The following is an 11,050-nucleotide window of genomic DNA, read 5'->3' on the forward strand; positions in this document are numbered from 1 at the left end:
TGACCTACGTTTCGGGGTGGAACTCTCATTCGCGTCGTTCCGGCGGCTTGGGTTAGGATTTTCAGCACCGGGGTAGAGTTAAAAAAATGACAGACTCATCGAAACAGCTCAAAGATTTGTTGGCGGGCGCCCAGCTTCCGGCTTTGCCGCAAAGCGCGATTCGCCTCTTGGAACTCTCGCAGGATCCGGAAAACGGACCTGCCGAATTCGCGGTACCGATCGAATCGGATCCGGGCCTGACCGGCCAGGTATTGCGATTCGTAAATTCGTCGTACTTTGGATTCTCTCGCGAAATCTCCAGCGTGAAGCTGGCGATCACGCTGGTCGGCATTCGCACGATCAAAAACTTCGCTCTCTGGAGCGCCGTCTTCAGCTTGATGCCCAACCCGAAAAGCGGGCCGTTCGACCTGAAGAATCTCTGGCAAGACTCGCTCCGTCGCGGTCTCTTCGCCCGGGCGATGGGTAAGATCCTGGGTTTGAAAGACTCGGAAGACCTGTTCGCCGCCGCACTGCTGCAAGACATGGCGGTGCCGCTGTTGGCGAAAGAGCTGCCCGAAAAATACGCCGAATTGTTGGTTAGCCGAGCCGGCGGCGAGAAGCGTCTGTCGCATTTGGAACGAGACAAGTTCGGCTGGGACCATGCCGAAGCGGGCGGCGTCATCGCTCGCGGCTGGAGCCTTCCGGAAGAGTTCGCCGTGTTGATCGAATCGCATGCCGACATCGACAACCTGGTGAACGAGCCGAACGAGCCCGGCAAGGTGTCTGTCGCTTTGTCCGCCTTGTTGCCGGCCAGCAATGACCAGGCTTGGCCCGAACGGGACACCTTCGTCGGCTACTACGAACAACTGCGGGGGGATGGCCCCTCGGTCGAAGAACTGCTGGCGCAGATCGACACCGAATTTGAAGAATTCGCGCCGGTCCTGAAACTGTCGACCCCGACCCAGTCGCTGATCGATACGCTGAACGCCCAGCCGAAAGAAGCGACGCAGGCTTAGCCTACTAACTTCTAATTGCAGATTTCTACCCAGTGCACAAAGCGCTGCGGACGAATTTCGTCCGCGGCGTTTTTTTATGCCTATTTCGGACCCACGTGCTAGCGGGCAGGGGGTAGTTTTCGGAGAACGAAAAGGATTGCCGGAACAGCCCGCACGGCATAAGCCGTTTAACCTGACCGCGGTCGCTAGTTTTGCGGCGTAACCGTGCGACAAGGAATTGGTATCGAATTTTCCCTTCGGTAAAATTTTTTACAGTTCGGTGCTGGAACATCGCAGTCGGTCGGCGAACAATGGAAAAGCCATCCGAAACCAATCTGGGACGCCCCGATATGAACAGCCTGCAGGAAACGCGTCGCCTTCGTCGCATTCGCGAAGTTGAAGGTTATCTCGACCTGATCCTCTCGGCCTCTTCCCAATTGTCTGCGACGTTTGAGGCCAAGCGAACGGTAGCCCTGCGGGCGATCTCCCTATTGGACGAAATTGACGAGCTCGACGGCTCTTCGAGCGATACGCTCTATTTGCGTGGCCAGACCTATCGAACGTTGGACGAGCATGACAAGGCGATTGAATGCCTGCGTCAGGTCTGCGACGACGACCCGGCCGATATCCATGTCTGGCTCGCCCTCGGCTGGTCGTACAAGCGGCTAGGACGCTTGGACCTGGCGATTGAAGCGCTGGAGGAAGCAATGTGCCAAGATCCGGCGCAGCCGATCATCCACTACAACCTGGCCTGCTATTGGGCGCTGGCGAAGAACATTCGGCTGTCGCTTGAGTACTTGGCGCAAGCGTGCGAGATCAACTCCAGCTTTCGCGAGCTGGTCGGCAACGAGCCCGACTTCGATGCGATCCGCAACGATCCCGAATTCATCGGACTCTTGAATCTGATCGCCTGAGGCGATCGGCTATTTCTATCTTATCCGGTGCCGTTGCCACGTCTTCGTGGCCATGAATGCGTTCTGCGGGTGCGAGGGAAGCCCGAGCCGAGCTTGCTCGTCTCCCAAGCCGAGATAGCAGCGCCTTGCTCCACGGCATCTCTGGGCACAATCATTGCCACGAAGACGTGGCAACGGCGCCCCATGGTGGCGATTGCACGCGAATGAAACAGCGAACATGCTTTACCGCGCTTGCTCCACCCACCCTACGTTAGATACGCCGCCAAATCTCGAACGTCGTCGGGTAGTCGTTCTTTTCGTCCGCCCCGATTTCGGTCGCTTCGACCCGTTCCCAGTTCTCACGATCAAGCGCCGGAAAGAAGGCGTCCCCATCGTCGATTAGCGCGTGGACGCGCGTCAGATAAATTTGCTGCGCGAGGTCGATCGACTGCGCGTAGATTTCGCCGCCGCCGACAATGAAGAGCTCACCGCCAGCCGAGGGAACTTGTACCGCTTCCTCAACGCTGGAAGTGATCACCGCTCCTTCGACCGCATAGTCGGCCTGACGCGTAACGATCACCGTTTGCCGACCCGGCAGAAGGCGCCCGATCGATTCGTAGGTCTTGCGTCCCATGACGATCGTGTTGCCCATCGTCAGCTTCTTGAAGCGCTGCAGGTCCGACGAAAGCCGCCACGGCATATCGCCATTGCGACCGATGACGCCGTTTTCCGACGCCGCGACGATCAAGGAAACGGTCATACCGCCACCGGCGCCGAGATGTGCGGATGCGGATCGTAGTTGACCAGTTCAAAGTCTTCAAACTTGAACGCGAACAGGTCAGTCACATCGGGATTGATTCGCATGGTCGGCAGCGGGCGCGGGTCGCGCGACAGTTGCAGCTGCGTCTGCTCCATGTGATTCGTGTAGAGATGGGCGTCGCCAAACGTGTGGACGAAGTCCCCCGGCTCGAGTCCGGTCACTTGCGCGATCATCATCGTCAGCAGCGCGTAGGACGCGATGTTGAACGGCACCCCCAGAAAGACGTCAGCGCTCCGCTGATAGAGCTGGCACGACAATTTTCCATCGGCGACGTAAAACTGGAACAGCAGATGGCAGGGGGGGAGCTTCATCCGCGGCACATCGGCGACGTTCCAGGCCGAGACGATCAGCCGACGCGAATCGGGATTCCGCTTGATCTGTTCCACCAGGTTGCTGATCTGGTCAATACGTCCGCCATCCGGGGTCGGCCACGATCGCCACTGGTAACCGTAGACCGGGCCGAGTTCGCCGTTTTCGTCGGCCCATTCGTCCCAGATCGTGACCTTGTTCTCGCGCAGATAGGCGACGTTCGTTGCCCCTTGGAGGAACCAGAGGAGTTCGTGAATGATTGACCGGAGATGCAGCTTTTTGGTCGTCACGGCCGGAAATCCATCGGCCAGGCAAAACCGCATCTGATGCCCGAAGATGCTAAGCGTACCGGTACCGGTCCGGTCTTCCTTGCGGACTCCTTCGTCCAAGATACGCTGCATGAGATCCAGGTATTGTCGCATGCAGGTATGATCGCGGAGTCGCGCGGTTTTCGCAAGTAGCGGACCGCTGCGGATCTCCGCGCAGGCTGGTCGATTATTAGTCCGGTGAAGGGGAAACTCGCCCATACATGACGCCGTCGATCGGCTTACCGTCGCGGAAAAAGTGGCGTCGCAGTTCCGCTTCCAGTTGGTATCCCGCCTTTTCCAAGACGCGCCGCGAGCCGATGTTCGTCGTCACGACTTCGGCGTAAATCTTTTGCAGACGATATTCGCGAAATGCGAAATCGGTCAATTCTCTCACCACCTTCGTCATGATCCCCTGACCCCATCGATCGACGGCCAGCCAGTAGCCGATCTCCGCTTTTTCGCCTGGCGTAAAATTGCACAATCCAATCCCGCCGATTAGGCGCTGTTGCGCGTCCCGAATCGCCCAGCTGCGCATCTTCCAATTCGGCAGCGCCCCCTCGGCCGTCGATTGCAACCGACAAGACGAGAGCCAAAAGTCGGCGTCAAAAGGTGCGTAGGGGTAAGGGACCCGAGACAAGTAGCCGGTCGCATCCCCCAGTGCATTGATCTCTTTGACGAGCGCCGGCTTGTCTTCGTCGCGCATGGCGGAGAGGTAGATCTGGCCGTCAACCGAAATGGTTGGTACCGGCTCCGGCGACGACTCGGGCTCAACAAGACGCTTTTGAAACGACAAACGCGGATCGGGATCGTAGCCAAGGCGCTTCAGAAAGGTAGCGATATCCGGACGGTTCGGCGCAGCTTGCAAACGAACGCTCGAACATCCGCGCAAGCGAAAAGCGGATTCGATGTGTGCGACCAGTTGTCGACCGATCCCTTGACGGTGGAATTGCGGATCTACTGCTAGCGCTTCGATCGATCCGTGAACGCCATCGTAGCCGGCAATCGCCACGGCGACGACACGCTGCTGAATTTCTCCGACAAAGAACAACTGGTCGGTCAGCAATTGCTTGGCGATCATTACTCGCTGCGGATCGGTCGAAAACGTCTCACCCGAGAATTGGCCCCAAAGCTGGCGTACGGCGTCGAAGTCTTGCGTGCGAAATGAGCGAATCTGTAACGTTTCCATCATCGCTTCCTGGCAGTGAAGAGGGCATAGCGATGAACAGACGCAGATGGGGACAAGAGGGTTCGCCTTCAATGGCGAAAAACTCGCCTATTCGCCGATCAACACCACCGGCAATCCCAGTACGATAGCGCCGCCGTGGTCCGTTTCATCTCCCATTCGCGCGGCCGGCATTTCTTCGAGCAAAACCGTCGCCGATCCGAGGACGATCGTCGCTGGAGGTCCAACGCAGGTGCACATGTTGCCGACTTGCGCCGCCGGCAATTCGCCGACCAAAACCGTGACTGCGCCGGGGCCGATGATCGGTCCGCCGACATGCGGCACGATGCCGTCGACCATCGGGCAGACCTGCATGAACGAAATGCACGCGGCTGGTTGTCCCATACGATTAACCCTCGCCGATCGGCTTTTCCGCGTTCCATTGCCAGTCGTCCCAGATCGCGGCGTCGCGCGGGGCCGACACCGGAGCGGCAGGGAGCTTGCCGAACTTATTCAAAAGTTCGTCCTTCAGATGATCTCCCCAACCTGGCGGCATTTTGATTTTCGAGAGCTTCACTTTGACCGGCTTGGCGCGCAGCTTCTTTTTATCTTCTTCGCGCTTCGCGTTGACCTCTTTCGCCTTTGCGACCAGCGCGTCACGGCGAGCTTTCCGCTGCGGCGCTTCGTCTTTCAGCTTCTTCAGCTTGGCGATGACCCGTTCGCGCCTCTCCTGCAGGCTGTTGATCGCCGCCGGAACGGCCACTTCCGCTTCTTGGCGGGCTTCGCGAATCTTCATGATCAAGTTGTCGAACATCTCGCGATGCTGGGTATTGATCATCCGCGATTGGACGTCGGAGATTTGGTTGACGAAGTTGTCAACGTGCCCCATCAGATTGTTGAAATCGCCAAAATTGAGACTCATGGTCGCACTTCCTTCGAATCGGTTCGCGTTACGTCGCCGCTGCGGCCGTCGCCCAGTTATGTTGTCCGCGACTGACTTCCATCGCCAGACGGAGGAACTCCGGCTTCATGCCGACCTTCTTCTTTTGTCCGCACGCGGTCGCCGCCGACTTGATGGCGGTCGCGATCAACGCGACCGGTACCTTCGGGCTCGGTTTCAGTTTCGGTCCGCCGGCCGGGGTGACGCTTTCGCCAGAATGAAACAGGGCGTGCGCCAGCATCTTCAGCTGCGGCGACACTTCTTTCCGCTTCGCCATCGTGCGACACTTCCAGCGGAGATCTTCGTTCGGCTCGCGCAAATAGCCGACCAGCATCTGCAGCAGCAGATCGTCGTCGTCATTTACATCCGGACGAAGCGATTCCCAGACGCACATTACGCCCCACCAGATGCGATCCATCGGCGCCAGACAGGCCGCCGCAAATAGCAGCGCGTCGTCATGCATCTCGCCGTCGACTAGCGCCTTGAAAAACCGGGCGCTGTCCGGCTCTTTGGCCAGCAGCTTTTGGGCGTCTTCCGACAAATCGCAAAGCGACGCCGCTTGACTCGCTTCTTTTCCGGTCATGTCGTCTCCTGCATCGAGTGCATGCGGCGCGACCAGGGCGCCGGACCAGTCGCCAAACTTTGTCCCAAAAGTAAATAACGTCGTTGACGCTCGCGATATCCCCGAGCGCCGCGATAGACCGACGCCATGTAAACGAGCGCCGCCGCAAACCGCCGCGACGTCTCTGGAGGCGCCGCGACCATTTGCCGCTCCGGTGGACTGACGCGACCGCCGGCTGCGTAGGTCGCCTGGTACAAGCAGCCCCACATACTGTTTCGTTTCACTTGCAAGTCGAGGCGCCGAACCGCGATCAGTCCTGCATCGCTCGGCCGTGCGATCCACTGCACCACCGGCGCCAGACGATCGCGCTCTTGCTGTTCATCGGCGCCAAGGGCGTCATGAATCGCGAGCACGCTCCACCACAAGGCTCTTCGCACCGGCAAAGCGGCCGCGAGAAACTTGCGGGCGTCGGCGTCCAATTCGGCGGTCAGCAGTCGGGCGAAAAAGTGTTCCGAGGAAACATGAGCCGTCAATTGACGCCGCGCGGCCAACGAGAGTTGCAGCTTCATGCGCTCGCAGACCGCCGCCGCGGTCGCATCGCCGCGCAGCGGAGGGACGACGATGCGCGGAGTCGGCGCAACATGCCCATGCGAGCCGTGGCAGCAACTATGTTTTCCGGGTTGGTGGGCGTGCATCGGTTCCGTCTCGGTTAGTTGATATTCACCAAGGCGCCTTCCATTGTGATCATCGCGTCGCCGGTCACTTCGATCGTCGGCGCTTCGAGCGAGATCGCCGCCGGCGTGACTTCGAATGAACCGTCGGCCGCTTCCAATACGTGCCCGGCCGGAGTGGCCGAGCGAATGGTATCGGTGACCGTCTCGGTGATTCCTTCCGGCGTAATACTGAGCGTGTTTTCGGCCACTTTGAAAATGATCGACTCCGGCGTCATCGTGATGCTCGCGCCGCCGGCCAGCGGTCCGACGCTAATCGTGATCAATTCCGGCTCCATCTGAATGCTGGCTCCGGCGTCCGGTACGCCGACGATCTGACGAATCTGGCCAACTTCACCGGCGGTAAGGCAGATCGTCGCGCCGGCGTCGGTGCCGGTCACCGTGATCATTCCCAAGCCGCTTACGACCTGGACTTGAGAAGTCGCCATGATGTTGACTTCCCCTTCCAAGCCGGAGGCGACGAGGTCGACGCCGTAACCTTTCGACTCGACGAGCACGCCGCCGTACGCGGTGGTCGTTTGAGAACCCCAGAGAATATGGTTTTTGTTCATGGATGTTGGCCTATCTCAATTCGCTTGCGAGCTTGTATCAGGTCTCAAATTCGTAATGACCAGCGCTTTGATTAGCGAATTCCAACGGCGCCCAGTGAACGACGCCACCTGAAACTCGGATCATGGTTACTGCTGTGCGTTTGGCTCCGCGTCGTCGTCTCCGCCCGCGCCACCTTCCGCACCACCACCAGCGCCTCCGGCTCCACCTTCCGCACCGCCACCAGCGCCACCGGCACCACCTTCCGCAGCACCACCAGCGCCTCCAGCTCCACCTTCCGCAGCACCACCAGCGCCTCCGGCTCCACCTTCTGCAGCACCACCAGCGCCTCCGGCTCCACCTTCCGCAGCACCACCAGCGCCTCCAGCTCCACCTTCCGCAGCACCACCAGCGCCTCCGGCTCCACCTTCCGCAGCACCACCAGCGCCTCCGGCACCACCTTCCGCAGCACCACCAGCGCCGCCGGCACCACCTTCCGCAGCACCACCAGCGCCTCCGGCACCACCTTCCGCAGCACCACCAGCGCCTCCGGCTCCACCTTCCGCAGCACCACCAGCGCCTCCGGCACCACCTTCCGCAGCACCACCAGCGCCGCCGGCACCACCTTCCGCAGCACCACCAGCGCCGCCGGCTCCACCTTCCGCAGCACCACCAGCGCCTCCGGCACCACCTTCCGCAGCACCACCAGCGCCGCCGGCTCCACCTTCCGCAGCACCACCAGCGCCTCCGGCACCACCTTCCGCAGCACCACCAGCGCCTCCGGCTCCACCTTCCGCAGCACCACCAGCACCTCCGGCTCCACCTTCCGCAGCACCACCAGCGCCGCCGGCACCACCTTCCGCAGCACCGCCAGCGCCTCCGGCACCACCTTCCGCACCACCACCAGCGCCTCCGGCTCCACCTTCCGCACCGCCACCAGCGCCACCGGCACCACCTTCCGCAGCACCACCAGCGCCTCCGGCACCACCTTCTGCACCGCCACCAGCGCCTCCAGCTCCACCTTCCGCAGCACCACCAGCGCCTCCAGCTCCACCTTCCGCAGCACCACCAGCGCCTCCGGCTCCACCTTCCGCAGCACCACCAGCGCCTCCGGCTCCACCTCCACCTTCCGGATTTTCCGGTTCTCCTTCCGCGAGGTTTCGAGCGCCGGCAGCGCCGTCGTTTCCTTCACGACGTGCTGCTCCTGCGCCACCTTGTTCGACAGGCTGTTCGACGCCATTGCCGGCGGCGTTTGCGTTCGGCGCCTCTTGTCGCGGCACCACTGCCGCGCCGTGGTCGGCGTGATTTTCGGCCGCTTCCACCGGCGCGTTGACTTTCTCCAGCGAAACGATCAGCGCGAAGATGCGGGAAGTGATCATCGTCGAGATCCCTTCCAGCTCGTGCGGCGCCCAGTCGTCGGTCGGCTCGCTACTTGAACTGCCGCTTGAGCTATCGTCATCGTCGCCCGATTCGCTCTCAGAGCTTTCCGACTCTTCGCCGAACTCCGGGTATTTCACATGAATCGTCATCTGGTAGGCGATGGTCGTCAAAACGTAAAGCGCCACCAGCGCCTTGATGCCGCGGACCACCGCGATCGAAGCTCCTTCCGGCGGATGATTTTCCGCGGCGGCGGCTTGCGCTTCGGCGGCCGCAGCCAACGCGAAGCTGAAGATCGGGGCGCCGGAGTATTCGTATTTGTCCGCGCGCGAAAACTCTCCCAAGGGCCCCGCATAGGCGAGATCGTTCTTCCCGCCCAGGACCATTTCGTTCTCGCCCCACTGGCCGCCCAGCAAACCGAGCATGATGCCGACGGGACTAGCGCCGACGTTCGCAAAGAAGGCGGGATCGACGATAAGCGTTTGCCGAGTGCCGAAGAACGACTCCAGGTTCTGACCGTAGATCGAGTCGACCGCGGTACCTAACGTGCATTCGTACTTACCGCCGCCGAATGCAAATAGGTCTTTCGCTGCGTTTTCCAACCAGTTGGTGAATGACATCGCCGCTTGTTCCTCTCGCTTCTAACCGACGGACTAACCCGGCAGTGAGCCGCACAGGGCGTAATGCTTGGTGGGGGTGTAGTTGTAGCGATAGCTCTCGGTGTTATCGACCGCTTGTCGTTCGGAGTGGACTTGCGTGTACTGGTGACCCGGCACGTCGTGGAAGACGAGCGCGTTGAAGTTCTTCAGCGGATCGCCTTGGAAGATGCACGACTTGATCCCACCCTTTTGATTGTTCGAGGGGAGCTCCAGCGGCGGCATGTTCTTCGAGTTGTAAACGCTGCCGACGACGATCGGGCGATCGGGATCTCCCTCTTCAAAGGCGACGATCACTTCATGTCCGATGCGCGGCCAGAAGAAAGCCCCCCAGCGCGGTCCAGCCCAGACCTGGCCGACGCGAATCCAGCACGAGGCGTTTTCGTTTTCAATGTCGCTCCGGTCCCACGCAAACTTCACTTTGATGCGACCATACTTGTCGACGAAGATCTCTTCTTTTTCCGGCCCGACGACCCGCGCCGACTGCATGCCGTGGATCTTCGGCCGCGGCGTGATCAGTTGCGGTCGAAACTGCACCGCTTTCGGTTGGCAGAGAAAGTTGTTTTCGTAGTGGAGATCCGTTCCCAGCGACGCATCGTGCGAGCGATAGTTGACGTCGACCTTGGCGTCATGTTCGATCTCAAGCAGTTGATATTCGTCGTCCCCGTTGGAATGCCGCAGCAGCGTGAACAAATAGCCCGGCGTCAGACGGGGAATATCGCTGTTCCCTTGGCAACGGACCGCAGTCGTCGCGATTCGTTGGGCGTCCAAGCGAGCCGAAGCGTCTCCAGCGTCATTGGTCTTGCCAAGTTCGCCGCTTTGATCGCCGCCGCCGCCGTTGACGTCGTCAAACCAACCGGCGTAACCGGACGGAAAGGTATAGACTTCGCGGCGTTCGTCCGGCAAATCGCTGACGGCGTGCAAGTCATGTTGGGCTAGACCGCATTTGACGGTCTTCACGATGTCGGCCGACGCGTCGAGATCTTGCCCAGTCATTTGAAAGGCGATGTCGCGGAGCGCCACTTTCTTGGTGGTAATCTGCTGCTCGCGCCGCCAAGCGTAGATTCGATTCTCGGGGCGAACGCCGCCGATGATCTGCTCATAGATCAGGCCGCTGATCCCTTCGATCGATACCTGGCTGACCGTTTGATCGCACAGGAACATCGTGTGCTTCTCTTTTTCGTGCTTGAAGTGGAAATAGATTCCCACTTCTTCCATCAGCCGCATCGCGAAATCGAGATCCGATTCTTCGTATTGCACCAGGTAGTCGCGATCGGGATAACTCGATTTCAGATTGAAGTCGACGTCGTACCCGGTAAAGACTTCCTTCAAGACTTGCGGAACGTTCATCCGCTGGAAGATGCGGCAGTTGCGAGTCAGCCCCATCAGCCAATGTTTGGGAGCGAGGGTCGCTTCGTACTGCGTGAATTGATCGTCGCGGCTCACTTCGGCGAAAGAAGTGATGATGCCATTGAAGTAGCGCGTCGTCAGGCCGGTAAAATCGTCAAGCGAAACGGTCGCCGTCTTCCCCAGGATCTTGGAAAAGTCGATGTCGCTCGTCGGACTCCCCAGCAACGTCAGCTGGAACTCATAGAGTCGACTAACCGCTTCGCGACCGCGAAATGCGGAGATCGCCAGCGTCATCGGACCCAATGGAGTTTCGACTCGCAAGGGGCGATTCGACGCGTCAAAGAGTTCTGAGAGATCCACTGGAGACGTTCCCCCGACAAAAGACGGATTGCTAGCACGTCTTCTGCTTCGGCATTTCCTCCTTCTTCCATTTGCCCGAC

13 protein-coding genes are annotated in these 11,050 nt (G+C 60.1%); 3 read left to right on the forward strand and 10 right to left on the reverse strand.

Annotated elements, in window-relative coordinates; genetic code table 11:
* Positions 1–86 precede the first annotated feature (86 nt).
* Both LOC68_RS15845 and LOC68_RS15850 read left to right on the forward strand, forming a co-directional pair.
* Entirely contained in the window at positions 87–995 is a 909-nt protein-coding gene (locus LOC68_RS15845; RefSeq protein WP_230220498.1) for an HDOD domain-containing protein, read from the forward strand.
* A gap of 290 nt (positions 996–1,285) precedes the next feature.
* A complete protein-coding gene (locus LOC68_RS15850) occupies positions 1,286–1,888 on the forward strand; it encodes a TPR end-of-group domain-containing protein (protein ID WP_230220500.1) in 603 nt (200 codons plus the stop codon).
* Between the two features lie 250 nt (positions 1,889–2,138).
* Here LOC68_RS15850 and LOC68_RS15855 read toward each other — a convergent pair whose 3' ends face one another.
* From LOC68_RS15855 to LOC68_RS15895, 9 genes are all read right to left on the reverse strand, one after another.
* Positions 2,139–2,627, reverse strand: a complete 489-nt coding sequence (locus LOC68_RS15855; RefSeq protein WP_230220502.1) for a dihydrofolate reductase — start codon at positions 2,625–2,627, stop codon at positions 2,139–2,141.
* The gene (locus tag LOC68_RS15860; protein WP_230220504.1) at positions 2,624–3,418 is read right to left on the reverse strand and encodes a thymidylate synthase; all 795 of its coding nucleotides are present in this window, start codon (positions 3,416–3,418) and stop codon (positions 2,624–2,626) included. The genes LOC68_RS15855 and LOC68_RS15860 overlap by 4 nt, the downstream gene beginning before the upstream one ends.
* Before the next feature lie 76 nt (positions 3,419–3,494).
* Positions 3,495–4,493: a GNAT family N-acetyltransferase gene (locus LOC68_RS15865; protein WP_230220506.1), complete on the reverse strand. Its 999-nt coding sequence runs from the start codon at positions 4,491–4,493 to the stop codon at positions 3,495–3,497.
* Between the two features lie 84 nt (positions 4,494–4,577).
* Positions 4,578–4,871: a PAAR domain-containing protein gene (locus tag LOC68_RS15870; protein WP_230220508.1), complete on the reverse strand. Its 294-nt coding sequence runs from the start codon at positions 4,869–4,871 to the stop codon at positions 4,578–4,580.
* Positions 4,872–4,875: 4 nt separating this feature from the next.
* Complete coding sequence (locus tag LOC68_RS15875) at positions 4,876–5,388, reverse strand: hypothetical protein (RefSeq protein ID WP_230220510.1); 513 nt, start codon at positions 5,386–5,388, stop codon at positions 4,876–4,878.
* 28 nt (positions 5,389–5,416) lie between these two features.
* On the reverse strand, positions 5,417–5,989 hold the full coding sequence (locus LOC68_RS15880; protein WP_230220512.1) for a DUF6931 family protein: 573 nt from the start codon (positions 5,987–5,989) through the stop codon (positions 5,417–5,419).
* Entirely contained in the window at positions 5,986–6,663 is a 678-nt protein-coding gene (locus LOC68_RS15885; RefSeq protein WP_230220514.1) for a DUF6931 family protein, read from the reverse strand. Before LOC68_RS15885 ends, LOC68_RS15880 begins: the two co-directional genes overlap by 4 nt.
* 14 nt (positions 6,664–6,677) lie before the next feature.
* Positions 6,678–7,250 (reverse strand): hypothetical protein, encoded by a 573-nt coding sequence (locus tag LOC68_RS15890; RefSeq protein WP_230220516.1) that lies wholly within the window; start codon positions 7,248–7,250, stop codon positions 6,678–6,680.
* A 71-nt stretch (positions 7,251–7,321) separates the two neighbouring features.
* Entirely contained in the window at positions 7,322–8,467 is a 1,146-nt protein-coding gene (locus tag LOC68_RS15895) for a hypothetical protein (RefSeq protein WP_230220518.1), read from the reverse strand.
* A gap of 277 nt (positions 8,468–8,744) precedes the next feature.
* Here LOC68_RS15895 and LOC68_RS15900 point away from each other — a divergent pair, with 277 nt between their 5' ends.
* Complete coding sequence (locus LOC68_RS15900; protein ID WP_230220520.1) at positions 8,745–9,149, forward strand: hypothetical protein; 405 nt, start codon at positions 8,745–8,747, stop codon at positions 9,147–9,149.
* 108 nt (positions 9,150–9,257) lie between these two features.
* On the opposite strand, the gene LOC68_RS15905 is transcribed toward LOC68_RS15900, so the two are convergent.
* Positions 9,258–10,970 (reverse strand): type VI secretion system Vgr family protein, encoded by a 1,713-nt coding sequence (locus LOC68_RS15905; protein WP_230220522.1) that lies wholly within the window; start codon positions 10,968–10,970, stop codon positions 9,258–9,260.
* Between the last annotated feature and the right edge of the window lie 80 nt (positions 10,971–11,050).

Origin of the sequence: Blastopirellula sediminis (genome assembly GCF_020966755.1) — a bacterium.
GTDB lineage: Bacteria > Planctomycetota > Planctomycetia > Pirellulales > Pirellulaceae > Blastopirellula > Blastopirellula sediminis.

What these genes read in the sequence shown, in the direction of transcription:
- LOC68_RS15895 (WP_230220518.1), bottom strand. Translation starts at nt 8,467, where the DNA reads ATGGCGTCGAACAGCCTGTCGAACAAGGTGGCGCAGGAGCAGCACGTC.
- LOC68_RS15875 (WP_230220510.1), bottom strand. Translation starts at nt 5,388, where the DNA reads ATGAGTCTCAATTTTGGCGATTTCAACAATCTGATGGGGCACGTTGAC.
- LOC68_RS15845 (WP_230220498.1), top strand. Translation starts at nt 87, where the DNA reads ATGACAGACTCATCGAAACAGCTCAAAGATTTGTTGGCGGGCGCCCAG.
- LOC68_RS15870 (WP_230220508.1), bottom strand. Translation starts at nt 4,871, where the DNA reads ATGGGACAACCAGCCGCGTGCATTTCGTTCATGCAGGTCTGCCCGATG.
- LOC68_RS15885 (WP_230220514.1), bottom strand. Translation starts at nt 6,663, where the DNA reads ATGCACGCCCACCAACCCGGAAAACATAGTTGCTGCCACGGCTCGCAT.
- LOC68_RS15900 (WP_230220520.1), top strand. Translation starts at nt 8,745, where the DNA reads ATGAATCGTCATCTGGTAGGCGATGGTCGTCAAAACGTAAAGCGCCAC.
- LOC68_RS15850 (WP_230220500.1), top strand. Translation starts at nt 1,286, where the DNA reads ATGGAAAAGCCATCCGAAACCAATCTGGGACGCCCCGATATGAACAGC.
- LOC68_RS15855 (WP_230220502.1), bottom strand. Translation starts at nt 2,627, where the DNA reads ATGACCGTTTCCTTGATCGTCGCGGCGTCGGAAAACGGCGTCATCGGT.
- LOC68_RS15865 (WP_230220506.1), bottom strand. Translation starts at nt 4,493, where the DNA reads ATGATGGAAACGTTACAGATTCGCTCATTTCGCACGCAAGACTTCGAC.
- LOC68_RS15860 (WP_230220504.1), bottom strand. Translation starts at nt 3,418, where the DNA reads ATGCGACAATACCTGGATCTCATGCAGCGTATCTTGGACGAAGGAGTC.
- LOC68_RS15880 (WP_230220512.1), bottom strand. Translation starts at nt 5,989, where the DNA reads ATGACCGGAAAAGAAGCGAGTCAAGCGGCGTCGCTTTGCGATTTGTCG.
- LOC68_RS15890 (WP_230220516.1), bottom strand. Translation starts at nt 7,250, where the DNA reads ATGAACAAAAACCATATTCTCTGGGGTTCTCAAACGACCACCGCGTAC.